We start from the raw sequence: 25,053 nt of genomic DNA, 5'->3' as shown, positions 1-25,053 counted from the left end.
ATCGTGCGCGTCATGACAGTGCAAGCCGGATACCGCCGTTACCTGCCTACGGCGTACAGCCTGGCGCTGGCACTGTTGATCCTCGGACCACTGCTCGGCCCCGGCTACCTCCTGCTGCGCGACGCCGTCAGCACGCCGCGCTCGTACCTGACCGACTCCGCCCTCGGACTCACCGACGCCGCAGCCCGCGCTGTTCCCCAGGACGCGCTGATCGCAGCGTTGAGCACCGTGATCGACGGCGGACTGGTGGTCAAGTTCATCCTGCTCGTGGCGCTCTGGCTCGCCGGTTGGGGCGCGGCGCGCATGGTTGCCGTTCTGCTGCCGACTGCCGGTCTCGGTCCACAACTCGTCGGGTCGACGGTGATGCTCTGGAACCCGTATGTGGCCGAGCGTCTACTGCAAGGACATTGGAGTCTGCTAACCGGATATGCCGCACTGCCGTGGATTGTGTGTGCCGGAATCGGAGTTCGCCGAGCAACGCCCGGATCGTGGTGGGCGTTGGCCGCGTCACTGGCATTCGCGGGCCTGACACCTACCGGCGCCCTGCTCGCTCTGACGGCCGCGCTGGTGGTGGTAGCCACCCCAGGAGGCCGAACCTCGGCCATGCGGCGTGTCTGCGGCACTATCGGGCTGTTCCTCGTCGCCGCCTCGCCGTGGTTGGTCGCCACCTTCGTATCCGGAGCAGCAGGCGACGGTTCCGATCCGGCGGGAGTCGCCGCCTTTGCCGCCCGAGCAGAACCGGGACTCGCGACGCTCGGCAGCCTCGCCGGGCTCGGCGGTATCTGGAACTCGGCAGCGGTACCGTCTACTCGCACAACACTCTTCGCGTTGGTCGGAACAGTTCTTCTGCTTGTCGTGGTGTTTGCCGGTGTGCCCGCTCTATGGCGCCGACGCCGGAACCCCGTTGTCAGTGGACTCGGCGCGCTGGCACTGTTTGCGGTGCTCGCTCCGACCCTGGGCGCCACTCCCTGGGGTCTCGACGTCGGCCGATGGTCGGTCGAGGTGTTCACCGGCGCCGGTCTACTGCGTGACGCCCAGAAGTGGGTCGCGCTGGCCGTACCGTTCTACGCACTCGCTGCCGCCGCCGCGGTGATGTGGGCGGGCAATCGGTTCTCCCTTCCCCGCCCGACATTCTCGATCGCCGCCGTCGTGGTGACGATCGTGGCGCTACCGGATCTGGTGTGGGGCGTCGGCGGCGCGTTGAAGCCCGTGCACTATCCCGGGTCCTGGACCGTGGTGGCCGAGCAACTACGAGACGAAACCGGTGACGTTGCAGTGCTTCCCGCCGGGATGTTCCGTGCCTTCCCCTACAGCGGTGATGCGCCGGTACTCGATCCAGCACCACGCTTCCTACCCCTCGACGTGCTGCAGACCGGCCAGCTGGTGGTTGCCGGTGGTGCGGTCGGCGGCGAGGGAACCCGGGCCACCCAGGTCGAGGATCTGCTGCTTGCCGGCGGGAGTCCTACGCAGCTGGCCGATCTCGGAGTCGGATGGGTACTGATCGAGCGCAGGACACCAGGCCAGTTGGGCAAGGCGGCAGCGACACTCGACGGCTTGGAACAGGTCTTCGCCGACAACGATCTCGAGCTCTACCGGGTACCGGGAGATGTTGCCGCGCAGGAAGCGTCGACCGGTGCCCGAACGTCCGTCATAGTTGCGCATCTCGCCTGGATACTGATGGGCGTGATCGCGCTGATCTCAGTCGGACTGAACCAGAACCGAATTCGACTCGCGCGGCGCGGCCAGTCCTGAGACCCACCGACCGTCCTTGTGTGCGGTCAGCACCTCGAGCACTCCGGTGCCGGTCTGCTCCCAGGAGAACTCGCCGGACCACACGCGAGCTTTCTCACCGAGCACCGTGCGGAGTTCGTGGTCGCGGAGCAGGGTGCCTGCCGCCTGCGTCAGATCGGCGATGTCGCCGTCGCCGGCGTGCTCACCGCCGACCAACAGCCCGGTCACTCCGTCGACGATCGAGTCGGTCAGACCTTTGGAACTGCGGTAGCCGATCGTCGGAACACCGTGCTGCGCAGCCTCGATGACCGCCAGGCCCCACCCTTCCTTCCGTGAAGGCATGAGATGAATCCACGACTGCGCAAGGAGTTCATGTTTACGGGCCTCGTCGACGTGACCGTAGAACGAGACGGCGTCACCGATCCCCAACTCGGCGGCCCGATCTCGCAGGTTCTGCTCCCACCAACCACCACCGATGACGTCGAGATGGATGCCTGGAAGCGTCGGACGCAGAGCTGCGACGGCCTCGAGCGCGTCCTCGATCTGCTTGTGCGGCACCAGTCGTGAGAGAACCGAGATGGTGGGACGCTCGGCCCTGGTGATCGATCCACCCGCGTCGACGCCGACGGGGAGCCGATCGGCACCGTTGCGCACCACGGCAATTCGTTCGCGCTCGACACCGAGGTCCACCAATTCTTCGGCCGAAGGAAGCGACACCGTCAGATACTGACTACGTCGATGGGTGCGCGGCGACAATCGCGATTCGACCCACCAGCCGATCCGGCCGACGAGCTTGCCTGCCACCGGCCATTGTTCACGATGGCAGTGATGGACCAGAAGCGTGACCGGCGCACCCGCCACGGTCTTCGAGAAGAAGGGGATGCCGTTCTGGGTGTCGATCACCGCGTCGGGGCGAATGCCCTTGAGCGATCCGAAACCCAGACGTCCGGCGGCAATGGCAGCCAGAGCGCGGGGGTACACGCTGAAACGTCCACCGGCCCGGCTGATGGTGATGCCGTCTCTAACCTCCGACGCGGGCGCCCCGGGATACGACGCCGTCCGCAGCGTCACCTTGATACCGCGCTCGGCCAACTGTGATCCGACCTGCTCGAGGTAACGCTCGCTTCCACCGCCCTGGGGATGCCCGGTATCGCGCCAGCAGAGCAACAGAACCTCGCGCACGTGCGTTACTCCCTGAGTTGGTCGGTGGTCACCCCGATTCGGGCGATCCTGCGGGATGCCCCGCCTGACCGGCCGGTAACCCTGCCGAACACCCTAACTGTTCGAGCGTCCGTATTGCCGCGCTCCTGACGGTGTTCGTGGACCGGGAACCCCAGTGGCTAAAGTTGCTACCCGTGACCAAGCCCGCAGTGACCCGCATTTTCGGCCGACGGGCAACCCTGAAACGCTCGTTCGGCCTGCTCAGCGACTTCCGCCACGAGCAGACCGCACCCGACGTCTTCTACGGTGCGCTCGCACGCGACTCCGTCGAATTGATCTCGGACCTGCACGAAGGCCACACCGGACGATCCCTCGACGGTCTCATCGTCCTCGACGTGGGCGGCGGGCCGGGCTATTTCGCGGAGGTCTTCCAGGCCGCCGGTGCCCGCTACATTCCCGTCGAGCCCGATCCCTCGGAGATGCATGCGGCAGGTCTGAAAGTAGGAGGCGCGGTGCGTGGATCCGGTTTGGCGCTGCCGTTCCTGGACTCGTCCGTGGACATCTGCTTCTCCTCCAACGTCGCCGAACATGTCAGTGAGCCCTGGCTGATGGCGGAGGAAATGCTGCGCGTGACCAAGCCCGGCGGCTTGATGGTTCTCTCGTACACCCTGTGGTGGGGTCCGTTCGGCGGCCACGAAACCGGGCCGTGGCACGCGCTGGGCGGCGAGTACGCGGCCAAGCGGTACCTCCGCAAGACCGGACGCGAACCGAAGAACAGATTCGGGGTGTCGTTGTTCAAAGTCGGCGCCACCGACGGCTTACGCTGGGCCCGTGGAACCGGCCAGGGAACGTTGCTCGCCGCGATCCCCCGTTACCACCCGTCGTGGGCGTGGTGGATGGTCCGAGTCCCCGGTCTGCGGGAGTTCCTGGTGAGCAACCTCGTCGTGGTTCTCGAAAAGAGATAGCGGCATGCGCCTCGCACTCGACATCGGTGGTACCAAGATGGCTGCCGGCATCGTATCCGAGGATGGCCGTGTTCCCGTGTTCGACAGCGTGCCGACGCCGCAGACCAGCCCGTGGGGAGCGTGCGCAGCGCTACTCGAGCGAGTCGCCGACGGCCGCGCCGTCGACGGTGTGGGCATCGCGTGTGCCGGGCCGGTGGACACCGTCGCCGGCGTCGTCGCTCCCATCAACATCACCGAGTGGGCACAGGGATTCGAGCTGGTAGCGGGCGTCCGCAACCTCTTTCCCGACGCCGGAACCGCCCTCGCCATGGACGGGGCGGCAGCGGCCCTGGCGGAGTTCCACCACGGCGCCGGACGCGGAACCCCGAACCTCCTGAGCCTGGTCGTCTCGACGGGAATCGGCGGCGGAATTGTCCTCGGCGGAGAGATTGCGCGAGGTCGAACCGGCAACGCGGGCCACATCGGCCACCTCGTCGTTCCAGGCTCTTCCGAACCGTGCAGTTGCGGGGGCGTCGGCTGCCTCGAGACGGTGGCAAGTGGACCCGCCGCGGTGCGATGGGCTCGTAGCCAGGGGTGGACGGGTACCACGGGCCGTCAGCTCGCCGAGAGCGCAGACAGCGGGGACACGATCGCCGTGGACGCACTTCGCCGCGCAGGAACGGCGCTCGGTGGTGCCATCGCCTCTGCGGCCGCCCTCCTGGACGTGGACCGCGCGGTGATCGGCGGCGGTTTCGCACAGTCGGGTGCACCGCTGTGGCAACCGATGCTCGACGCGGCTGCCCGACATGCCCGTTTGTCCTTTATCGCCGGGCTCCGGATCGTTCCCGCCGAGCTGGGTGGCGCCGGAACTCTGACCGGCGCAGGTCTGCTCTCGTTCACCGCCGCGATCTGACACGCGTTCTTCTCTGATAAATCCGCAGGGAGTCCCACTAAACGGGTGCCACCTGTTCCCAATTTCTGTAACGTGTTTTAGTGTTCTGACTCACACCGTTACGGGCACTGCGCGTGACACCTATGGGAAGGAGGTGACCGTGAGCCCAGACGCTTCCTCATCTGACGTTGCCTCGACCGTTTCTTCGACAGAAGAAGCCGAGCATCACGCCCAGGTCGCCCGACCGAGTGATTCCCTCCGCGACACCGAAGACCTCCGTGAACGACTGGAACGGTGGATGGCGGGAAAGGTGCCGCCCGGATCGACCGTGACCGTCGCCGACGTCACCTTGCCCGCAGCCAACGGCATGTCCAGCGAAACCATTCTCTTCGACGCCACCTGGGACGGCGATCATCATCCCTTGGTCGCCCGGGTAGCGCCGACGGAATCGACCATGCCGGTCTTTCCGACGTACGACCTCGAATCCCAGTTCCGCACCATGGCACAGGTGCGCGAGCACTCGGCGGTGCCCGTGCCTGCGGTGTACTGGTCCGAATCCGACCCGGACGCGTTGGGTGCGCCGTTCTTCGTGATGGAACGCATCTCCGGCGAGGTGCCACCTGACGTCATGCCGTACAACTTCGGATCGTGGGTCACCGAAGCGTCCCCCGAGCAACGAAAGACCCTCCAGCGCAGCTCGGTCGACGTCCTGGCTCAATTGCATGACATCGACAAGCCTTGTGAGCGTTTCGACTTCCTCCGACTCCCCAATTCGGGACCGACTGCACGAGAAGCATTCACGGCGCACATCGCCGAGCAGCGCGCGTACTACGAGTGGGTGGTTTCCGACGGCGTCAGATCACCGCTCATCGAACGTGCCCTCGACTGGATCGAGGAGAACAATCCCGCGGACGATTCTCCGGCGGTGCTCTGTTGGGGCGACTCGCGCATCGGCAACGTCATGTACCAGGACTTCGCGCCGGTAGCCGTACTCGACTGGGAAATGGCAACTCTCGGCCCGCGGGAGATGGATCTGGGCTGGATGGCATTCCTGCACAGGTTCTTCGAGGACATCGCCGGCCTGGCGAACCTACCCGGCCTTCCCGACTTCCTGAGACTGCCGGATCTCGCGCAGACCTACGCCGAGATCACCGGCCGCACCCCACACGATCTGGAGTTCTACGTTACGTACGCTGCACTTCGCCAGGCGGTGATCATGTGGCGAATCCAGGCCCGCGCCATAGCTTTCGGACAGTCGCAGCGACCCGAAGACCCTGACGACATGATCATGCACCGCGCTTCGCTGGCCGCCATGCTGGACGGTACCTACTGGGAGAGGCTCACCTGACATGCTCTCACCGATGGACGACTATCCCGTTCACCAGATCGCCGAACCGATCCGTCACGTAGCCACCTCGGATCGAAACTTCTACGACCGCTACTACTTCAACTGCTACCCCACCGAATCCCCCGACGTGTTCCTCATCGTCGGACTCGGCCAGTACCCCAACCTCGGCGTCATGGACGCATTCGCTGTGCTTCGCCGCGGTGACGACCACATCGTTGCTCGCATGTCGAAGGCGCTGGGCGCCGACCGTACCGACACCACCGTCGGACCTTTGCGCATCGAAGTGATGGAAGGACTTCAGAAGCTCCGCGTCGTCCTCGAAGCGGGCAGCGAATACGATCTCTCCTTCGACATCACCTTCGATGCCACCATCCCGGCGGCGCTCGAGCCCAAGCACTTTCGCCGTCAACTCGAACGAGTCACGTTCGACACCTCACGCTTCCTGCAGACCGGCACGTGGACCGGATCGCTCATCGTCGACGGGGACAAGTTCGCGATCGACCCGAAGACATGGCGAGGTAACCGCGACCGCTCGTGGGGTGTGCGTCCGGTCGGAGAAGCCGAACCGCAAGGCAGACGCGCCGTCGACGGAATCCAGAACTTCTTCTGGATCTACGCGGTCATGCAGTTCGACGAGTTCACGATCTCGGTGATCATGCAGGAAGACGAGCAGGGCAGGCGCATCGTCGAAGAAGCCATGCGAGTGTGGCCGGACGAAGCCAGGGACAACGAATGGCTCGGCCGGCCCGAACACGAACTGACGTTCTGCCCCGACACCCGCGACGTCACCGGAGCGACCATCACCTTTCACCGGCCAGGCGGTGAAGTCCTCACCGTCACCTGCGAACTGTTGCTGGCCAACTACATCGGAATCGGCACCGGCTACGGGCTCGAACAGGACTGGCGTCACGGAATGTGGCAGGGCGAACTCGTCGTACAGGGACTGCGCCACAAGGTCCACGAGATCGAACCGTTCCAACGCATGTTCTCCCCCGTCGACAACCTCGCGTCCTTCACGCTCACCGAAGGCACGAATACCCATACCGGCACCGGCCTTTTCGAGGTAGCCGCCATCGGACCGCACGAGAAATACGGATTCACCAGTTTCACCGACACCGCACAGGCAGACGACGCGTATGCCCTCGCGGCGACCGACAACACCGAGGAATGAATTGATGACTGACTACGACAAGCTCTACATCGGTGGAGCATGGGTGGCCCCGGCCACCGACCAGGTACTCGAAGTGTTCTCTCCCGCAACGGAGGAGCGCGTCGGCAGCTGTCCCATCGCAGCACCGGTAGACATCGACGCGGCCGTGTCCGCAGCCCGCGCGGCGTTCGAGGGACCGTGGACACGCACCACCCCCGCCGAGCGCGGCGCGATCCTCGCCAAGGCCGCCAAGCTGATCGAAGAGCGCAGCGCGGAAATCAACCAGCTCATCTCCAACGAGATGGGCCAGCCGCCCGCCATGGTCGGCATGATGCAGCAGACCCCGTCGATGGCGACGCTGGGCTACTACGCCGAGCTGGCCGACAAGTTCGCGTGGGAAGAGAAGCGCACCGGCGCATTCGGGCAGACCAAGGTGACCCGTGAGCCCGTCGGCGTCGTCGCCGCCGTGCTGGCCTGGAACGTCCCGCTGTTCCTGGCGATCAACAAGCTGGCACCCGCACTGCTCGCCGGCTGCACCGTACTGCTCAAGCCCGCGCCCGAATCCCCTCTCTCCGTCCACGTGATCGCCGAGATCTTCACCGAGGCAGGTGTTCCCGAAGGCGTCATCTCGGTACTCCCCGGCGGAGCCGAGACCGGCGAATACCTGGTCTCTCATGCGGGCATCGACAAGATCACCTTCACCGGATCCAGTGCCGTCGGCCGCAAGATCGGTGCCATCGCCGCGCAGAACCTCAAGCGCTGCTCCCTCGAACTGGGTGGCAAGTCCGCCGCGATCATCCTCGAGGACGCCGACATCGCCGCCGGAATGCCGATGCTCGTCATGTCCGGCCTGATGAACACCGGCCAGGCCTGTGTCGCTCAGACCCGAATCCTCGCTCCCCGTTCGCGTTACGACGAGGTCATCGAGGGAATGAAGACCGCTGCAGGCTTCATGACCGTCGGCGATCCGTCCGATCCCGCAGCACAACTCGGCCCGCTGATCTCCGAGAAGCAGCGCGAGCGCGTCGAGGGCTACATCGCCAAGGGCAAGGAAGAAGGCGCACGCGTCGTACTCGGTGGTGGACGTCCCGCCGGCCTGGACAAGGGCTGGTACGTCGAGCCGACGATCTTCGCCGACGTCGACAATTCGATGACCATCGCACGCGAGGAGATCTTCGGACCCGTTCTCTCGGTGATTCCGTACGACTCCGAGGACGAGGCCATCAAGATCGCCAACGATTCGGATTACGGCCTCGCCGGATCGGTGTGGACCACCGACATCGATCACGGCCTCGAAGTTGCCGCGCAGATCCGCACGGGTACCTACGCGATCAACTGGTACGCCTTCGATCCCGGATCACCGTTCGGCGGGTACAAGAACTCCGGTATCGGCCGCGAGAACGGACCCGAGGGCCTCGAAGCCTTCTGCGAGACCAAGTCCGTACTCATGCCGCCCGGCTACGTGGGCTGACCCACCCGGGAGTTGGCACCCTTTGCTGACAGTTGGCACCCGTTCCGACCTGCCGGAACGGGTGCCAGCCCCGTGAAATGGGTGCCAACTCCCAGCGAATCCACAGATCCACCCGGTACCGTCGAAAACGAATCAGTCATCTCACAAAGGACATTCATATGCTCACCAACGCCATCAACGCTTTCCTCGCACTCTGGGGCAGCGCCTCCGTCGGCAGCAGTGGATACCAGATCCCGCCGGGAACCCTTCCGTTCGGTTCCTGAGACAGGACAACAGAACCCGCTGAGCGCACGTCGCGCTCAGCGGGTTCTCTGTTTTCACTGCAAGTTCTGGGCAGACGCGATCATCGATCTCGTATGCCGCACGACGGCTTCCGTTCGCACTCGAAGTTCTTCGGGTGAATCCGATTCCAGCACTACCCGATGCACCTGACTGTCCACAGCAGTCACAGTCAGCCGCGACGTCAACAACGCATCGTCCGCGCTGAAACCGCGGCTCTGCAAGTACACCGAAAAACTTAGTACCAGTTGCTGATTCATTCCTTCGACCTGCTCGATGAGCTCACGCGTACGCGGAACCTGATCGTAGAGCAGGTGAAAGAACTCTCGCGGCTTACTGTTCACTTCGACCGCGCACTCCACCAACACCCGGACGGCCTCGTCCAGGGAGAGTTCGCGCTCGACGATGTAGGCAAGGCAGACCGCAAAACTCTCCCGCGCAGCACTCACGTGACGGTTCGCCAACTCCGAGAGGATCTCGTACTTGTCGCCGAAATACTGGTAGAGCGAGCCCACCGACACCCCTGCCTCGTCAGCGATCCGGTTGGTGGTCGCCGCCATGCCCTCCGACGCGAAAACGCGAGTAGCCGCCTCCAAGATCGCGTCGTAGGTAGCCCTCGAGCGCTGTTGGGAGGGCCTTTTCCGCCGAGTCGACACGGTCCTCCGATGCGAGTTGTCAGCCGCGACGCCGGTACCGAGAATTGTGTAGGTGACCAGCGCCGATTACTCGAAGTTTATGCCCGACCGGTACACCGCCCACATGCCGGAGCCGACCCCGACGTGGTGGGAGTGGAACGGCAACACCGTCCACGTCGCGCGGGCAGTGGTTCCAGACGCGCCGGTTCGTGTTCTCGGCATCCACGGCGCCGGCGGCTACTCAGGCGCGTTGTGGCCGTTCGCCGGGATCGGCGTGAAACTCGGTGCCGAAGTCCTCTTTCCCGATCTTCCGCTGTACGGCGACACCGTCGTAGCCGATCCCGCCGGCATCCGGTACGAGCAGTGGGTCGATCTCCTCTGCGATCTCGTCCGGGCCGAGAAGGCAGCCGATGATCGGCCGCTGGTACTGCTGGGAGCCAGCATCGGCGGTCTGCTGGCCTACGAGGTAGCCGCGCGGACCGGTCTGGCCGACGCTGTCGTCGCTACCTGTCTGCTCGATCCCTCGAATCCGTCAGCCAGGGCCGCCGCGGCGCGGTTCGGCCCGATGGGTGTCTACGGCGCTCCCCTGATGCGGCGCACCGAAAGTCTGGTGGGCCGCATCCGCGTGCCCATACGTTGGGTCGCAGACGTCGCGAACATGAGCAGTAACCGTGAACTTGCGACGCTGTGCGCAACCGATCCGCGCGGTGGCGGTGTTCGGGTGCCACTCGGATTCCTCAGCAGCTACTTCTCGTTCGAGCACACCGCGCCCGAATCATTTCGGACGACGCCCGTCCTGCTCACCCACCCGGCCGACGACCGATGGACACCGCCCGAACTGAGTCTGCAGTTCCTCCACCGCATCAACGCCCCCACCGAATCCGTGATGCTGAACGGGTGCGGGCACTTTCCCGTCGAAGAGCCGGGCCTGACGCAGTTCCACGACGCCGTCGACACACTGCTGCGCTCCGTCGCCGAGCGTCACCACACGAAACCGTCGTCACCCGCCTAGCCTGAAGTTCGTGAGTATCGAACCCAAGGCCGAGCCGACGGGAAACGGCGACGAGAGCACCACGACAGTCGTACTGGCGTTTGCGGCGAACGCACTGATCGCCGGGGCCAAGACCGCGGCCGCCATCGTCACCGGATCTGCCTCGATGGTCGCCGAGGCCACCCACTCCTGGGCCGATACCGGCAACGAAGTGCTGCTGCTGATCGCGAACCGCCGCTCGAAAAGGGTTCCCGACCGAGATCAGCCACTCGGGTACGGCCGGGAGGCCTACATCTGGTCGATGTTCGCCGCCCTCGGACTTTTTGCGCTCGGCGCAGGTGTGTCGATCACCCACGGCATCCAGGAACTGTTCCATTCCGAACCGGCCACCGACTTCGGTGTCGCCTACGCAGTCCTCGGCGTCTCGTTCATCCTCGAAGGCATCTCGTTCCGGCAGGCGTACAAACAACTCCGAACCGAAGCGTCCGCCGTGAACCGCGACGTCATGGCCCAGGCGCTCAACACATCCGACCCGACGACCCGGGCCGTGTTCGCCGAAGACGCTGCGGCACTTATCGGTTTGGTCATCGCGTTCGTCGGTGTTCTATTGCACCAGATCACCGGATCGCCGATCCCCGACGCCCTCGGCTCCATCTTCGTCGGCATACTTCTCGGAGTCATCGCGATCATCCTGATCGATCGCAACCGCCGATTCCTGGTCGGCGAAGAGGCCTCACCGACGCTGCGGGCAGCAGCCGTCGAGGCTCTCACCCAACTACCCGAAATCAACCGAATCACGTTCCTACGCATGGAATACCTCGGGCCACGGCAGGTGTACCTGGTGGCCAGCGTCGATCTGGTCGGTGACTACGCGGAATCCCGAGTGGCCCACACGTTGCGCGAACTCGAACGCTCACTCGAGCAGAGTCCCCGCGTCGTGCGAGCGATCCTGACCCTCTCGACCCCCGAAGAACCGTCGATCACAGTCTGAACTTCCGGCCGGGCGATAGGCTCGGGCGATGCGCAAACTGATCGTGATTCTGGCGGTTCTGGGATTTGTCGTCGGGGGAATTCCCCTGGTGGGCAGTCTGATCGACGTGATGACCAGTCAAGACAAGACCATCGTCTATCAGGGTGCCTACGAACCGATCCGGGGTGTGCAGATGAGTCGCGACTACGAGTCGAGCCTGGACATCTCCTACATGGCGCTTCCAGACAACTCGCCCCAGTGGCTAATTCTCGCTTGCTATCCCCTGATCGGAGCAGCATTGGGCGCTGCGACGGCCGTCGTACTGGGACGTCGCGGGTGGCACCTGACGCGAGCCTGAACAGACGCCGATGGCCACCCGCCGTCTACACGAGGGTGGCCATCGAAGATGGAGTGCTTCAGATGTACATCGCAGGATCGATGTAACTGTTCGGGTCCACCAGTTTTTCCTTGGTGGTCCGTGGCCGCGCCACCGCTGGGATACCCGTCGCGATGGATTCGGCCGGAACATCCCTGGTGACAACGGCATTGGCGCCGATAGCGCTACCTTCACCGATGACGACAGGTCCGAGGATCTTGGCACCAGCGCCGACTGTGACCCGGTCACCCAGAGTCGGGTGGCGCTTGACCTGCTCGAGCGAGCGGCCACCGAGAGTGACGCCGTGATAGAGCATCACGTCGTTACCGACTTCGGCTGTCTCCCCGATCACGACGCCCATGCCGTGGTCGATGAAGAACCGTCGACCGATGGTGGCACCGGGATGAATCTCGATGCCGGTGACGAAGCGTGTCAGCTGCGAGAGCACTCGCGCCGGGCCGCGTAGCGCAGGGAAGGACCACATACGATGCGCAACCCGATGTGCCCAAATGGCATGCAGCCCTGAATAAACGAGCGCGTTCTCAACATTGCTGCGCGCGGCAGGATCCTGACCGCGCGCAGCCTGCAGGTCCTCGCGAATTGTCCCGAGGATACTCACAAGTCTCAGTCCCGGATGTGTTCGAACAGCGGGGTGGAGATGTAACGCTCGCCGAAGTCGCACACGACAGCCACGATCAGCTTGCCGGCGTTTTCCGGACGCTTCGCCAGCTCGAGTGCTGCCCAGACGATGGCTCCGGACGAGATGCCGCCCAGGATGCCTTCCTTGGTGCCGAGTGCGCGAGCGACCTCGATGGAATCGGGGAACGAGACGTCGATGATCTCGTCGTAGATCTCGCGATCGAGAACGTCGGGCACGAAGTTCGCGCCGATTCCCTGGATCTTGTGGGGGCCGGGCTGGCCACCGTTGAGGATCGGCGAGTCGATGGGCTCGACACCGACGATCTTGACCTCGGGCTTGTACTTGCGAAGGGTGCGTCCGACGCCGGTGATGGTGCCGCCGGTGCCGATGCCGGACACGAAGATGTCGACGGCGCCGTCGGTGTCGGCCCAGACCTCTTCGCCCGTCGTGGCCTCGTGGATGGCCGGGTTGGCCGGGTTAGCGAACTGGCTGGCCGAGACGGCGTTCTCGGTCTGCTCGACGATTTCCTTGGCCTTGGCGACCGCACCGGCCATGCCCTCGGAGCCCGGGGTCAGGACGATCTCGGCGCCGTAAGCACGCAGCATCACGCGACGCTCGGTGGACATGGTCTCGGGCATGGTCAGGATGACCTTGTAGCCGCGGGCAGCACCGACCATGGCAAGGGCGATACCGGTGTTACCACTGGTGCCCTCGACGATGGTGCCACCGGGCTTGAGTGCACCCGACTTCTCGGCGGCATCGATGATTGCCACGCCGATCCGGTCCTTGACGCTGTTGGCCGGGTTGTAGAACTCGAGCTTGACGGCAACCTGTGCGTCCAGGCCCTCGGTCAGACGGTTGAGCCGCACGATCGGGGTGCGCCCGACCAATTCGGTCACGTTGTTGTAGATCCCGCTCATATCTGGTCCTCCTGAGGATCGAGTGTGTCGACCCGCTCGCTGATCACTGCTTTACGGCTGAACTGCATTACGGCTACAGGCAAGGGCATACAGACGACCGATGCCGCATCGGTTCATCAAATTGAACCAATGCGGCATCAGGCCACTACATACGGGGGCGGTTTATCAGGCCAACCGCTGCTTCAGAGCTTCGAACTCGTCACGAATGCCGGTCGGCAGCTTCTCGCCGACGAAGTCGAACCACTCCTCGATGAGCGGGATCTCGGCCTTCCACTCGTCGATGTTGACCGCGAGGGCCTCGGTGATGTCGGCGTCCGACACGTCCAAGCCTTCGATGTCGAGTGCCGATCCGGTGGGAACGACGCCGATCGGAGTGTCGATGCCGGCAGCCTTGTGCTCGATGCGCTCGACGATCCACTTCAGGACACGAGAGTTCTCGCCGAAGCCTGGCCACAGGAAGCGTCCGTCGTCGCCGCGGCGGAACCAGTTGACGTAGAAGACCTTGGGGAGCTTGGACGCGTCCGCGGACTTGCCGAGGTCGATCCAGTGCTGGAAGTAGTCACCGACGTTGTAGCCGAGGAACGGCAGCATCGCCATCGGATCGCGGCGCACCGTACCGACCTGGCCTTCGGCTGCTGCGGTCTGCTCGGAGCCGACCGTCGCACCCATGAAGACGCCGTGCTGCCAGTCGCGAGCCTCAGTGACCAGCGGAACCGTCGTCTTGCGGCGTCCACCGAAAAGGATTGCCGAGATCGGCACGCCCTTCGGGTCGTCCCACTCGGGAGCCATGATCGGGCACTGCGACATCGGGGTGCAGTAACGCGAGTTGGGATGAGCCGCATGGGTGCCCGACTCGGGCGTCCACTCGTTGCCCTTCCAGTCGATCAGGTGCTGCGGGTCGCCTTCGAGGCCCTCCCACCAGACGTCACCGTCGTCGGTCAGAGCGACGTTGGTGAAGACCGTGTTGCCCTGGTCGATGGTGCGCATGGCGTTGGGGTTCGACGACCAGTTGGTGCCGGGAGCCACGCCGAAGAAACCGAATTCCGGGTTGACGGCGTAGAGCTGTCCGTCCTCACCGAAACGCATCCAGGCGATGTCGTCACCGAGGGTCTCGGCGCGCCATCCGGGAATGGTCGGCTGGATCATCGCGAGGTTGGTCTTGCCACAAGCGGAGGGGAATGCCGCCGCGATGTAGTAGGCCTTGTCCTCGGGCGAGATCAGCTTGAGGATGAGCATGTGCTCGGCCAGCCAGCCCTCGTCGTGCGCCATTGCCGAAGCGATACGCAGCGAGTAGCACTTCTTACCCAGGAGAGCGTTTCCGCCGTAGCCGGAACCGAAGCTCCAGATCTCACGATCCTCGGGGAAGTGAGTGATGTACTTGGTGTCGTTGCACGGCCACGCGACATCTTCCTGGCCATCGGCCAGCGGAGCGCCCAGCGAGTGCAGCGCCTTGACGAAGAATCCGTCGGTGCCGAGCTTGTCGAGAACCTTGCCGCCCATGCGGGTCATGACGCGCATGGAGACGACGACGTACTCGGAATCGGTGAGCTCGACGCCCAACTTCGGGTCCTCGGCGTCGAGGGGGCCCATGCAGAACGGCACGACGTACATGGTGCGTCCACGCATGCAACCGCGGTACAGGTCACCCATGAGGGTGCGCATCTCCGCCGGATCCATCCAGTTGTTGGTGGGACCTGCGTCGATTTCTTCCTTCGAGCAGATGTACGTACGCGATTCAACTCGCGCGACATCGGACGGATCGGAGTTGCCGAGGAAAGAGTTCGGCTTCTTCTCGTCGTTGAGGCGGGTGAAGGTTCCTGCCTCGACCAACTTCGTGGTCAGTCGGTCCCATTCTTCGTCCGAGCCGTCTGCGAAGACGACGCGGTCAGGCTGGGTGAGTTCGGCAACCTCTTGCACCCATGCAAGCAGTTCCTTGTGCTCCGTGGGGGGCGTGCCGTCAGTTCCATTGAGACCGGGAATGGTCGCTGAGGTCATCAAACTCTCCTGGGGTGAGCCGGAACCGGGTTCTTGTGACACCGGATGCGAACTGCAGCGCCCCGATACCAGTCGATCCCGGTGTCCCCCTCTCGACGGGGTCCAGCCGCGTCATCCACTCACGTGGATTTCACGGACGCCGGGTGTCCTATGTATTGAGGTTAACGCTGGCTGTTCACCTGCAGGTAATCGGGTGCGGTCAGAAATGTCACAGAAACGATTCAGTTGGTGTGTTCAGGGGCCTACCCGGCGCTCAGAGCACATAAACGGAAGCTTTTCAGAGCGCTCCGGCATCGATTTTCTGCCACACGAGGGAGCCTTCGTCGTCTCGACGGCATTCCCAGGCCGAGTAGTCGCCGTCCGACTCGATCATCGTGAGGCGATCGGCGCTACCGTCGCGATCGAAATCGGACACGATCACGACGGCGTCGTCGGAGTGGACGACACGGCTGTCAACCGTTCCGTCACCGTCCAGGTCGAAGGCGTCGAAAGTCAGGTCGCCGGCATCGACCGGTCCCGACGAAGGCCCGAAAGTCTCAGGCTCGATACGTCCCGGATCGAGTGGTTCGGCTTCGTGCCCGTCGATGTGTCCGGGCGTGATCAGAAATGCGTCCATTACTCCCCCTGCTGGATGGTGACCTACTGCTTCGGCAACCCCTACCGAAACCGTGCGCTCAGTATTACCAGACTCCGACGATCAGACGTGGGTGAAATTGCGGCCCTGTGAACAACCCTCAATTCGAGGAATGTCAGAAGGCCGCGTTCAATACGGCGAGATCGCGCTCGCACGACGTCAGTTGACCCGATCTGGCCGCGGCAAGCTCACGAAGTTCGCCGTCGATCTCCGCGATTCGGGCCTGCGCCGACGCCAACTGCTCGCGGCTCTCCGCCATGATCGCCGCTCCCAGATCCGCCTCGGCCTCGAGCAGAACGCTCTGGACTCGCTGCTCCCACTGTGCGCGAACCGTCGACATCGATTCGACGATCCACGACCTGCAGTGGGCGCGATCCGCTATCAGCCCGCGAGTTCGCGCCAACCACCAGGCCGCGGCGCCACCCAGAACCAACGTCACGGGGATACTCGCGAACTCCAATGCCGGAATCATCTCCAGCGGAGTCACCGCGATACGGCCGAGGCCGAGACCCGCGGACGCGCCGACAAGAATTGTCACCCGGTCCTCGTTTCCGCGCTGACGGCCCGGCGGGTCCTCCGGAATCCGTGGGGAAGGCATGTATCCGGTCGCACCCGCCACCTCGACAGCTGCCGCCATCGCGGCATCGATTACCCGCGTGTGATGGTCGACCTCGTGCTGCAACCGCATCGGTACGCTGCCCAATTCGGCTCGCGAGGCCGTGTCGACCCAGCCACGTGCCCCTGCGACCGTCGCCCGGGTTGCTTCGGCGATTTGTTGTGACAGATCCCCACGCGCTCGTTGCAGTCGGCTTCGCACCTGCACCAGTCGTTCGCCTCGCCGACCGTCACGATCTGCCAGCAGTCGCGATCGCTCGGCCCGCAGTTCAGCACCCGGAACGCTGTCACGCAGATTCCGGATCTCCACCTCGATCATCCGGCGCGTCTGCGCTATGACGCCGGAATCCGAGTCACCCGCCTGCCTCTCACGTGCCACCTGGCTCACGACGGCAACGAGCGTCTGCTCCTGACCAGGCACAATCGGAACGATCGATGCCTGGGCAAAAGCGGTGCAGTGAGAGGAAAGAACCTCGACATCACGCCGGCGCACAGCCTGCCAGTCTCGGTAGACGTCAACGCGGGTCAACGCCACCACCACCGGCGTTCCGCTTTCTGCTGCGTCGTCGAGCAGAAGAAGATCCTCGCGACCGATCACGCTGGCAGCATCGACGACCAGAAGTACGACGTCGGCGTCCACCTCACGTGCCACGATCGAACACTCGCCCGAAGCACGGAACATCTGCACGATGTCTTCCCGACCACATCTCTGTGGCCCGACGACGTAAATGCGAGTGCCACTGGATGATTCACCACCGACGAGGCGACCCGGATCGGAGGACGGGTTCCATCGTTGCACCACACGCAGAATCGAATCCGGAAGTACCGAAACGCTATTCATCGGTCACCGCCGGAGCAGAGCGATCGCCCCCGAGCTGCGCCCATCGACGCACATACCCGCGGCGAATCAGTGAAATCCTTTGTTGTGGAGCCTCTTCCGACTCGTCGACGAGCTCGCCCCACCACCGACTGCACGTGCCCGCGCCGTCAGCCGTCCGAGGATCGGGAGGTTCGCCTTGACACAGACCTCGAATTTCGGGACTCATCATCGCCGCCGCGGCGCCGAACAACACTGCGGAGTCCGAACTCAGATACAACTCGATCTCGTCCCTGCCCGCAGTGCTGCGCGAGGCAGATCGCGTCAGCGCTGGACCGATCTGATCGACCCGGCCCCACCACTGCGCCTCCAGGACAGGTCCGAGAGCCGCGAACAACTCTTCGACGCCGCGTCCGGTCAGCGTCTCCACCGGAACCGTGTGCACGCCGACGGTCTCCGAGATTTCCGCGGCCCGTCCCAGCGCCTCGTCCCAGCGCGGTCCGAACAGGTCGGCCTTGTTTGCAGCGACCACCGCCTGATCCGAGACTCGGGCGATCGCTCGGCGGTCGACTTCGCGGACCGCGTCGACCACCACGTAGACAACGCAACGATGACCCAGATCAGGGTTCGACGTTCCAGGGACGTCGAACGCCCGCGACTCGGTCACCACAACCGGTGCACCGACAACTCTGCGCGAGAACCGCTGATCGCGCCCCAGGACCCGGGCCAACGACGACCGCCCCACCCCTGCTCGTCCCGCGACCACCAACTCGAGCGGTGCGGTCAGCGATCCGAGCACGGAGTGAACCGCCTCTGCGGCTCCCGAATCGATCGACGCCAGCCGGTATGCCAGAGCGCGCAGCCGGTCGATCGGCTCCGCGCAGGCGTCGTCGAGCGATTCTGCGGGCAACATTCGTGACCAATTGCTGCATGCAAATCCTGTGTTCATCCCCACCCCACGTCCCCATCGTGTCGGTGAGATTCTGTCAGGTTCTCGGCAAGGACGGCAGGTGACACCGCCCTTTCGCCGACTGTCCGAAGTCGGCGGATTCAGGACTTTCCGTGGAAAGTCTCAACTCAAACTTCAGACCCGTCTGCGCTAAACGGGGGCCATGCGTGACAATGGGTTCGTGAACGAAGCCGATCAGCATGCACCGCAGACCCCTGACACGGGGCAGACGGACCACGCCAAGGGGTCCCGTCTCCATCCGAGAGTGACCAGCTTTCGCTCTCGCCGGGGTGCGCTGACCGACGCACAGCAGCAGGCTTGGGACCGTCAGTGGCCGCTCATCGGCGCCGACGTCTCGGACACACCGCTCGACGCGAACGCCTGGTTCGGACGCGAAGCACCCCTGATCATCGAGATCGGTTCGGGTACCGGCACCGCGACGTCCGCTATGGCCAAGGCAGAACCGCACGTGAACCTGGTCGCGATCGAGGTGTACCGCCCGGGGCTCGCGCAGCTTCTCCAGCAGGTCGAACGCGAAGAGATTCCCAACGTCCGCGTACTACGCGGTGACGCGATGGACGTGCTCGAGAACATGGTCGCCCCCGAGTCCCTGACGGGCGTCCGGGTGTTCTTCCCGGATCCGTGGCCCAAAGCCCGCCACCACAAGCGTCGCCTCCTGCAGGGACCGACGTTCGCGCTGATCGCCAACCGCCTCAAGCCCGGCGGAGTCCTGCACGTGGCAACTGATCATGCCGAGTATGCCGAATGGATCGAAGAAGCCGGCAATGCCGAGCCGCTGCTGACGGCACTCGACTGGGAGTCTCCGATGACCCACGAGCGTCCCGTCACCAAGTTCGAGGACAAAGCCCATAAGGTCGGAAGTGCAATCACCGAGCTTATATGGGGGAAGATCAGAGCATGAGCGTCAGCGAACAGCTATCCGACGACGTGACGTCGTCGGAATCTCCTCTCGACTTCGGTCGTGACTCCCGCCACCCCAAGCGGGTGCTTCTGGTCTGGGACGCCCCTAACCTCGACATGGGCCTCGGCGCCATCCTCGGTGGCCGGCCAACCGCCGCCTACCGGCCACGATTCGACGCACTGGGCCGCTGGCTGCTCTCCCGCACCGCCGAACTGTCCGCACAGAACAGTGGCACGCTCGAGCCCGAAGCGACGGTCTTCACCAACATCGCCTCCGGCAGCGCCGACGTCGTCCGTCCTTGGGTCGAAGCCTTGCGTAACGTGGGTTTCGCGGTGTTCGCCAAGCCGAAGGTCGATGAAGACAGCGATGTCGATTCGGACATGCTCGAGCACATCGCGCTCCGGTACGGCGAGGGCCTCGCCGGAATCATGGTCGCGTCTGCCGACGGCCAAGCGTTCCGCGAACCTCTCGAGGACATCGCAGCAACCGGCATCCCGGTCCAGGTTCTCGGGTTCCGCGAACACGCCAGCTGGGCTGTCTCGTCCGATATCTTGGATTTCGTCGATCTCGAGGACATCCCGGGTGTCTTCCGTGAGCCTCTGCCACGGGTAAGCCTGGACACCCTGCCCGACGAGGGCGCCTGGTTGCAGCCGTTCCGACCGCTTTCTGCCCTGCTCATCGGGCGAAAAAGTGTTGCCGAGTAGGAGTTGATCAGTGTTCGCCAGCTGGGGAAGCATCGTCTATCGAGCCCGCTTCACCGTCATCGCTGTCATGGTGGCGGGGCTCCTCGGGCTCGCTGCGTACGGCCTGAGCCTGCAGGATCATCTCAGCCAGAGCGGTTGGGACGATCCAGGGTCGGAATCGGTAGAGGCTGCAAAACTCGCTGACGGCACGTTCGGACGCAGCACGACGGGTGACGTTCTGGCGCTGTACACAGCGCCGGCGGGCAAGACCGTCGACGACCCCGAGTTCCAAGCGAAGGTCATCGACAACCTGCAGCGGCTCGTTGCCGACAACCCCGACCAGATCACGAAGATCAACGGCTCGTACTTCAAGGTCGACAACGGTCTCTCGGTGGCGGCGCTGGCGGACAAGACCAAGCAACACGCGGTCACCAGCATCGCGATCGCCGGCGACAACGACACCGCGGTGTCCAACAACTTCCGCGACGTCGAGTCGCAGTTCTACATCGACGGTGTCGACGTGCAACTCGCCGGCCTGCAACCTGTCGCGAATTCGCTCAACGACACGATGGCCAACGACATCAAGCGCATGGAAATGCTCGCGATTCCCGCTGTCGGTGTACTGCTGTTCTTCGTCTTCGGTGGCGTGGTCGCTGCCGCGCTCCCGTTGATCGTCGGCGGTCTGACCGTCATCGGCGCCAACGGCATCATTCGACTGATCACCAACTTCACCGAGGTCAACGCCTTTGTCGCGCCCGTGGTCTCTCTGGTCGGTCTGGGCCTCGCGATCGACTACGGATTGTTCATCGTCAGCCGTTTCCGAGAAGAGATAGCCGAGGGGTACGACACCCCGACCGCAGTACGCCGAACGGTCATGACGGCAGGTAGAACGGTCATGTTCTCGGCGACCATGGTTGCCGTCAGCCTCGGCGGTCTGCTGTTGTTCCCGCAGGGCTTCCTCAAATCGGTGGCCTACGGCGCCATCGCTGCTGTCATGCTTGCCGCGATCTCGTCCATCACGATTCTTCCCGCGATTCTCGGCATTCTCGGCAAGCGGATCGACGCGCTGACCTTCAAGAAGCTGCGCCAGACCAAGACCAACGAGGAAATCGAGAATGGTTTCTGGGGCAAGCTGACACGCTGGGTCATGCAGCATCCGCTCAAGGTTGCGGTCCCGATCGTCGCGGCTCTACTGCTGATGATCATCCCGCTGACGGGGATCAAGTTCGGCGGTATCAACGAGACGTACCTGCCCCCGGACAGCCCCACTCGTGTCGCGCAGGCGCAGTTCGACGAACTCTTCCCGGGCAATCGCACCGAACCCGTCCGACTCGTCATCCAGGGCGCCGACAACACCACTCTCGGTCAAATTTCCAAGACCGCAAACGCTGCGCCGGGCCTGGTCGAGAAGTTCACCCCGGAAGTTGCGACCAAGGACGGTGTCAACGTCCTCAAAGCCGGTCTGACCGAGCGCAACGAGGCACGTCCCACCATCGACTATCTGCGATCTGCGGACTGGCCCGAGGGCACAACTGTGCTGGTCGGCGGTACTCCGGCCATCGAGCAGGACAGCGTCGACGCATTGCTCGACCGTCTGCCGCTGATGGTCGTGTCCGTCATCTTGCTGACGACCCTGCTGATGTTCTTGACGTTCGGTTCACTTGTCCTGCCCATCAAGGCTGCGTTGATGAGCGCCCTGGGACTGGGTTCGACGCTCGGAATCCTGACCTGGATCTTCATCGACGGGCACGGTTCCGGTCTGTTGAACTTCACACCGGGACCGATCATGTCTCCCGTCCTGGTGCTGATCATCGCGATCGTCTACGGCCTGTCCACCGACTACGAAGTGTTCCTGCTCTCCCGCATGGTCGAAGCGCGAGCGCAGGGCGCGAGTACTACCGAATCCATCCGAATCGGCACGGCACATACCGGCCGAATCATCACCGCTGCCGCACTGATCCTGATCGTGGTCACCGGCGCATTCGGCCTGTCCGATCTGGTGATGATGAAGTACATCTCCTACGGCATGATCTCTGCGCTGATCATCGACGCCACACTGATCCGAATGTTCCTGGTCCCCGCGACCATGAAACTGCTCGGCGACGACTGCTGGTGGGCTCCGGCCTGGATGAAGCGGATCCAGCAGAAGATCGGGCTGGGTGAACCGATCCTCGACAACGAGCTTGTGCTCGCGAACGTCCCGCAGATCGCGCCTGTCGGTGCGATCGCCGGACCGGGGCAACCGCGCAAGATCGAAGCAACGTCTCGGGTCATGCCGCCGCCTGCCCCGGCTGTACAGCCGGAAAGCGGACCTCGTGTTCCCGATCCTCTCACCGAGCCCATTCCGCTCAGCGAGATGGCGATCAAGGCACCGAACACGGATGCACCTGCCGCGGAGAAGCCGGCACCGCGACGTCGTCTCGATATCGGGAGTGCAGCCAGCGCGCCCCAGAACTTGATCGAGGCACCGGTCCCCAATCCTTCGTACCGACCGCAACCGAACACCACCGACAAGCGCAGGAACCCCACGCCCGCTGCGCCGGCCGAGCGTCCCATCGAAAGCTGGTTGTCGGACCTGCGGGCTCGGGAACAGACTCCCCCGGCCTCACGACCGCTGCCGGTGGTCCGGACGCCTTCGCGTACAAACGGTTCGGCTAGCAGCGCTTCAGGTACCAACGGTTCAGGTAGCAACGGTTCAGGTACCAACGGCTCGAGCCGGAACGGTGCTGCCACCGGCTCTGCAACAAACGGCTCCGTGACCAACGGCTCGGCCCCGACCTCGGTGGAGGCGACCCCCCAGTCGCCGCTTCCACCGACCGCTCCGGAGCGTCGTAACGGGGTTTTCACGGATGCGCCTTCGTCTGCCAACGAGCCCCGAGTTTCGGACGCCACCCATGACGGCGACGACAACGCCACCGGCAGGCACCGACCTGACGACGCAGGCGCCATCAGCGTGAGCGAGCTCATCGCTCGCCAGAAGCGAAGCTGACCTGCTCCTGCTCCTGCTTGGCAAAGGCTCGTGCGTAACGTGTCCCGACCAGCAGGAGCAGCAAGCCGACCACCAGGAAGGCAACGCTGCGCACCAGCCCACTGAGTGTGGCCAGGTCGAAGAGGAACAGCTTTGCCACTGCTGCGCTGGTGAGAGCAAGCCCGGCTCCGAGCAGGACGCGAGCATGCTGACGGTTGTTCAATCCGAGCACCAGCGCTGACGTGGCGGCAAGCATCCAGACGATGGTTGCGACGCTATGCCCGACGACGAATCCGGTTCCACTGTCGAAGATTTCGACGCCGGACGAGACGAGCGCGCACGTCACCGCGTAGAGGACACCGAACCCTGCGACTGCCCACAAGACCGCTGCGTTTGAATCGGCGATCAACTTCAGTCGGTGAATCGCCCAGACCAGCATCACCAGGGCGCCTATCGCCGTCAGGCTCGAGAGCGCCGTGATCGCACCGAGTTGCATGGATGCGGCACGGGCGGTCGTCAACGCTTCCGGCGGAACCGTCGTGAGGTATCCGATCGATCCGATTGCCGCAAAGGCGGTTCCGAGGGCGAAGACGAAGCGCGAACCCGCATACAGCGAGACTCCGAGGAAGATCATCCCGGCCGTGAGGATCAGCGGCACGACCAGGGATTCCGTCGCCCCGGAGAAGCAGGAGAGCAACAATGCGAGGGCTCCGGTTGCGCCCAGTCCGAATCGCAGTTGCGTCGGCAAAGGCTTTGCGGACGCTCCGGCGGAAAGCAGGAGGACCGCTGCAATTCCGTACAGCACAGCGGATTCGGTACGCCCGAGCACGGCGCCGACGCTCATCAGCGGAAGGGTCGAGACAACAAAGGTAGCGGTGGACCACGCCCCTGCAACTCCGCCGCGCGAGGGCGAACCCGTCCACTGCACAGCCATCGCGCAGCCGGCGCCCACTACGGCAACCACGCCGGCACTGATCACCAATTGCACTGCACTGTTACCGGATTCGTTGAAGATGGACTCCGACGTTATCGCTACGAGCAGTGCGAGAACCACCGGTACGGTGCGCGCCATCCCCAGGTACTTCCAGTCACGACCGAGCTGGGCGGAGAACGTCGCCGATTGGATCGCGAACAGGAAACCGATGAGGGTCAACGATATTCCCGACGTCAGTACAGGAGCGAGCACCGCAGCGCCGAGAACGATCATGAGCGCCAGTGATTCGGATTCCCATTTCACGGCGAGGGCAACGCCGGCGGCGGCAATTCCGAAGGCAATCACCACCGCGAGCGGTGTCGTCACCCAACCGTAGAGAACGGAGGCTGCGACGACGTCGAGGTACATCCCTGCGAAACCGGTGGCAGTCAGGGCAATTGCCCCCACTTTGCCCCCTGGGCGTCCGTGGACCCGCACCCCGGCAAATACCAAGGCGCCGGAAAGGAGTGCACCACCGAGCACCCGCAGCGGCGGTCCGAAGAATCCGGCCTGCGCTGCAAGTACCAGCAGCATCACGACGCCGATCAGCGTGACGGCAACACCGGCCGCGGCCAGGAGTCGACTGATGACGCCGTCGCGTTGCCACCAGGGCTGGCGAGGTGCCGCAACCGGATACGTCGGCGGCTGCCACGCGGGCACGCTCTGCTGAGGGCGGACTTGCTGCATCGGCTGTACCGGAGCCATGGGAACTATGGGAGCAGAAGCTACCGGCGCCGGAACTACCGGCGCGGGCGCAGGCACGGTGGTCGAGACCAGCTGAGTCTGCAGTATCGACAGGTTCTGGCACATGTGACGCAGTTGTCGGCCGATGCTGTCGCACTCGGCCGAGAGGGCTGTCACCAATCGCGGATCGACGGCGGGAGAGCTCGGTGTAGTCATGAATATGAGCTTGCTGTTCGGCCGAACCGATCAGATGAGTAGTACTACTCGATCAGCGTGGGGACTTCTCGTATTCGACTGACAGCACC

General features: G+C 64.1%; 21 protein-coding genes. 12 read left to right on the top strand and 9 right to left on the bottom strand.

The window, feature by feature from the left end; genetic code table 11:
- Positions 1 to 12: 12 nt before the first annotated feature.
- Positions 13 to 1,752 (top strand): hypothetical protein, encoded by a 1,740-nt coding sequence (locus tag R4P65_RS24365; RefSeq protein ID WP_317828446.1) that lies wholly within the window; start codon positions 13 to 15, stop codon positions 1,750 to 1,752.
- Here R4P65_RS24365 and R4P65_RS24360 read toward each other — a convergent pair.
- The gene (locus tag R4P65_RS24360; RefSeq protein WP_075832338.1) at positions 1,699 to 2,913 is read right to left on the bottom strand and encodes a glycosyltransferase family 4 protein; all 1,215 of its coding nucleotides are present in this window, start codon (positions 2,911 to 2,913) and stop codon (positions 1,699 to 1,701) included. The two genes, R4P65_RS24365 and R4P65_RS24360, sit on opposite strands and share 54 nt — an antisense overlap.
- Positions 2,914 to 3,086: 173 nt before the next feature.
- On the opposite strand from R4P65_RS24360, the gene R4P65_RS24355 reads away from it, so the two are divergent.
- From R4P65_RS24355 to R4P65_RS24335, 5 genes are all read left to right on the top strand, one after another.
- On the top strand, positions 3,087 to 3,857 hold the full coding sequence (locus R4P65_RS24355; RefSeq protein ID WP_317828445.1) for a class I SAM-dependent methyltransferase: 771 nt from the start codon (positions 3,087 to 3,089) through the stop codon (positions 3,855 to 3,857).
- A gap of 4 nt (positions 3,858 to 3,861) precedes the next feature.
- The gene (locus tag R4P65_RS24350; protein ID WP_317828444.1) at positions 3,862 to 4,749 is read left to right on the top strand and encodes an ROK family protein; all 888 of its coding nucleotides are present in this window, start codon (positions 3,862 to 3,864) and stop codon (positions 4,747 to 4,749) included.
- A 139-nt stretch (positions 4,750 to 4,888) separates the two neighbouring features.
- Entirely contained in the window at positions 4,889 to 6,076 is a 1,188-nt protein-coding gene (locus tag R4P65_RS24345) for a phosphotransferase family protein (protein WP_317828443.1), read from the top strand.
- A 1-nt stretch (position 6,077) separates the two neighbouring features.
- Positions 6,078 to 7,247 (top strand): hypothetical protein, encoded by a 1,170-nt coding sequence (locus R4P65_RS24340; protein WP_317828442.1) that lies wholly within the window; start codon positions 6,078 to 6,080, stop codon positions 7,245 to 7,247.
- A 4-nt stretch (positions 7,248 to 7,251) separates the two neighbouring features.
- Positions 7,252 to 8,697, top strand: coding sequence for an aldehyde dehydrogenase (locus R4P65_RS24335; RefSeq protein WP_317828441.1), 1,446 nt, complete (start codon positions 7,252 to 7,254; stop codon positions 8,695 to 8,697).
- 317 nt (positions 8,698 to 9,014) lie between these two features.
- Here the strand turns inward: R4P65_RS24335 and R4P65_RS24330 are convergent, their stop codons facing one another.
- A complete protein-coding gene (locus R4P65_RS24330; protein ID WP_411742585.1) occupies positions 9,015 to 9,536 on the bottom strand; it encodes a TetR/AcrR family transcriptional regulator in 522 nt (173 codons plus the stop codon).
- 148 nt (positions 9,537 to 9,684) lie between these two features.
- On the opposite strand from R4P65_RS24330, the gene R4P65_RS24325 reads away from it, so the two are divergent.
- The 3 genes from R4P65_RS24325 to R4P65_RS24315 are packed head-to-tail and all read left to right on the top strand — an operon-like array spanning position 9,685 to position 11,930.
- On the top strand, positions 9,685 to 10,623 hold the full coding sequence (locus R4P65_RS24325; RefSeq protein WP_317828439.1) for an alpha/beta hydrolase: 939 nt from the start codon (positions 9,685 to 9,687) through the stop codon (positions 10,621 to 10,623).
- Positions 10,624 to 10,633: 10 nt separating this feature from the next.
- The gene (locus R4P65_RS24320) at positions 10,634 to 11,593 is read left to right on the top strand and encodes a cation diffusion facilitator family transporter (protein WP_133727633.1); all 960 of its coding nucleotides are present in this window, start codon (positions 10,634 to 10,636) and stop codon (positions 11,591 to 11,593) included.
- Positions 11,594 to 11,621: 28 nt separating this feature from the next.
- The gene (locus R4P65_RS24315) at positions 11,622 to 11,930 is read left to right on the top strand and encodes a hypothetical protein (protein WP_317828438.1); all 309 of its coding nucleotides are present in this window, start codon (positions 11,622 to 11,624) and stop codon (positions 11,928 to 11,930) included.
- A 58-nt stretch (positions 11,931 to 11,988) separates the two neighbouring features.
- Here the strand turns inward: R4P65_RS24315 and epsC are convergent, their stop codons facing one another.
- The 6 genes from epsC to R4P65_RS24285 all read right to left on the bottom strand — a co-directional run bounded on the left by epsC (position 11,989) and on the right by R4P65_RS24285 (position 18,482).
- Positions 11,989 to 12,567: a serine O-acetyltransferase EpsC gene (gene epsC / locus R4P65_RS24310; protein WP_317828437.1), complete on the bottom strand. Its 579-nt coding sequence runs from the start codon at positions 12,565 to 12,567 to the stop codon at positions 11,989 to 11,991.
- 5 nt (positions 12,568 to 12,572) lie between these two features.
- A complete protein-coding gene (gene cysK, locus R4P65_RS24305) occupies positions 12,573 to 13,508 on the bottom strand; it encodes a cysteine synthase A (RefSeq protein WP_003945916.1) in 936 nt (311 codons plus the stop codon).
- A gap of 165 nt (positions 13,509 to 13,673) precedes the next feature.
- Positions 13,674 to 15,503: a phosphoenolpyruvate carboxykinase (GTP) gene (locus tag R4P65_RS24300; protein ID WP_317828436.1), complete on the bottom strand. Its 1,830-nt coding sequence runs from the start codon at positions 15,501 to 15,503 to the stop codon at positions 13,674 to 13,676.
- A gap of 277 nt (positions 15,504 to 15,780) precedes the next feature.
- A complete protein-coding gene (locus tag R4P65_RS24295; RefSeq protein ID WP_230814984.1) occupies positions 15,781 to 16,119 on the bottom strand; it encodes a DUF6802 family protein in 339 nt (112 codons plus the stop codon).
- 133 nt (positions 16,120 to 16,252) lie between these two features.
- Complete coding sequence (locus R4P65_RS24290) at positions 16,253 to 17,593, bottom strand: hypothetical protein (RefSeq protein ID WP_317828435.1); 1,341 nt, start codon at positions 17,591 to 17,593, stop codon at positions 16,253 to 16,255.
- Complete coding sequence (locus R4P65_RS24285) at positions 17,586 to 18,482, bottom strand: hypothetical protein (protein WP_317828434.1); 897 nt, start codon at positions 18,480 to 18,482, stop codon at positions 17,586 to 17,588. The genes R4P65_RS24290 and R4P65_RS24285 overlap by 8 nt, the downstream gene beginning before the upstream one ends.
- A gap of 199 nt (positions 18,483 to 18,681) precedes the next feature.
- On the opposite strand from R4P65_RS24285, the gene trmB reads away from it, so the two are divergent.
- The 3 genes from trmB to R4P65_RS24270 are packed head-to-tail and all read left to right on the top strand — an operon-like array spanning position 18,682 to position 23,112.
- Entirely contained in the window at positions 18,682 to 19,440 is a 759-nt protein-coding gene (gene trmB / locus R4P65_RS24280; RefSeq protein ID WP_230814981.1) for a tRNA (guanosine(46)-N7)-methyltransferase TrmB, read from the top strand.
- Positions 19,437 to 20,144 carry an NYN domain-containing protein gene (locus tag R4P65_RS24275; protein WP_003945733.1) on the top strand — a complete coding sequence of 236 codons (708 nt, stop codon included), beginning with the start codon at positions 19,437 to 19,439 and terminating at the stop codon, positions 20,142 to 20,144. The genes trmB and R4P65_RS24275 overlap by 4 nt, the downstream gene beginning before the upstream one ends.
- Before the next feature lie 10 nt (positions 20,145 to 20,154).
- Positions 20,155 to 23,112 (top strand): MMPL family transporter, encoded by a 2,958-nt coding sequence (locus tag R4P65_RS24270; RefSeq protein WP_317828433.1) that lies wholly within the window; start codon positions 20,155 to 20,157, stop codon positions 23,110 to 23,112.
- On the opposite strand, the gene R4P65_RS24265 is transcribed toward R4P65_RS24270, so the two are convergent.
- A complete protein-coding gene (locus R4P65_RS24265; RefSeq protein WP_317828432.1) occupies positions 23,087 to 24,964 on the bottom strand; it encodes a DUF2339 domain-containing protein in 1,878 nt (625 codons plus the stop codon). The two genes, R4P65_RS24270 and R4P65_RS24265, sit on opposite strands and share 26 nt — an antisense overlap.
- Positions 24,965 to 25,053: the final 89 nt, after the last annotated feature.

Source organism: Rhodococcus sp. IEGM 1318, assembly GCF_033142465.1.
In the GTDB taxonomy this organism is placed as follows: domain Bacteria; phylum Actinomycetota; class Actinomycetes; order Mycobacteriales; family Mycobacteriaceae; genus Rhodococcus_F; species Rhodococcus_F qingshengii_B.
The sequence above is the reverse complement of the archived record's forward strand: the minus strand, read 5'-3'. Positions and strand labels throughout refer to the sequence as shown.

Bases quoted from the DNA above. Each gene is read 5' to 3' on its own strand.
- R4P65_RS24365 (WP_317828446.1), top strand. From the start codon at position 13: ATGACAGTGCAAGCCGGATACCGCCGTTACCTGCCTACGGCGTACAGC.
- R4P65_RS24350 (WP_317828444.1), top strand. From the start codon at position 3,862: ATGCGCCTCGCACTCGACATCGGTGGTACCAAGATGGCTGCCGGCATC.
- R4P65_RS24340 (WP_317828442.1), top strand. From the start codon at position 6,078: ATGCTCTCACCGATGGACGACTATCCCGTTCACCAGATCGCCGAACCG.
- R4P65_RS24335 (WP_317828441.1), top strand. From the start codon at position 7,252: ATGACTGACTACGACAAGCTCTACATCGGTGGAGCATGGGTGGCCCCG.
- R4P65_RS24330 (WP_411742585.1), bottom strand. From the start codon at position 9,536: ATGGCGGCGACCACCAACCGGATCGCTGACGAGGCAGGGGTGTCGGTG.
- R4P65_RS24315 (WP_317828438.1), top strand. From the start codon at position 11,622: ATGCGCAAACTGATCGTGATTCTGGCGGTTCTGGGATTTGTCGTCGGG.
- cysK (WP_003945916.1), bottom strand. From the start codon at position 13,508: ATGAGCGGGATCTACAACAACGTGACCGAATTGGTCGGGCGCACCCCG.
- R4P65_RS24300 (WP_317828436.1), bottom strand. From the start codon at position 15,503: ATGACCTCAGCGACCATTCCCGGTCTCAATGGAACTGACGGCACGCCC.
- R4P65_RS24295 (WP_230814984.1), bottom strand. From the start codon at position 16,119: ATGGACGCATTTCTGATCACGCCCGGACACATCGACGGGCACGAAGCC.
- R4P65_RS24290 (WP_317828435.1), bottom strand. From the start codon at position 17,593: ATGAATAGCGTTTCGGTACTTCCGGATTCGATTCTGCGTGTGGTGCAA.
- R4P65_RS24285 (WP_317828434.1), bottom strand. From the start codon at position 18,482: ATGTTGCCCGCAGAATCGCTCGACGACGCCTGCGCGGAGCCGATCGAC.
- trmB (WP_230814981.1), top strand. From the start codon at position 18,682: ATGCGTGACAATGGGTTCGTGAACGAAGCCGATCAGCATGCACCGCAG.
- R4P65_RS24275 (WP_003945733.1), top strand. From the start codon at position 19,437: ATGAGCGTCAGCGAACAGCTATCCGACGACGTGACGTCGTCGGAATCT.
- R4P65_RS24265 (WP_317828432.1), bottom strand. From the start codon at position 24,964: ATGACTACACCGAGCTCTCCCGCCGTCGATCCGCGATTGGTGACAGCC.